1 protein-coding gene is annotated in these 224 nt (G+C 39.7%); it reads right to left on the reverse strand.

The genetic code is table 11. The features are described 5' to 3' along the window. Positions 1-224, reverse strand: a 224-nt coding sequence (locus SB773_RS35300; RefSeq protein WP_410595274.1) for a Cna B-type domain-containing protein, incomplete at both ends; no start/stop codon positions are given.

Below are 224 nucleotides of genomic sequence, written 5' to 3' on the forward strand. Positions count from 1 at the left end.
GGACGATCTTTCGCATTATCGTCTTTCCACGTTTTCGTTCCTTCTACTTTTGTTTGACCAACTTTAGTATTCGTGATTTCATAACCATGTACTTCTGTTTGATATCCGTCTACTGCTTGTTCTTTCACTTCATACTTATATGCCTTGCCTTCGGCATCGTATGCCGCTAAATCTTTGAATTCATACTTCCAACCTTTTTCCGCTGTTACTTCTTGCGTTGCGAT

It is taken from the genome of Bacillus sp. SIMBA_074 (assembly GCF_046534555.1).
GTDB lineage: Bacteria > Bacillota > Bacilli > Bacillales > Bacillaceae_G > Bacillus_A > Bacillus_A mycoides.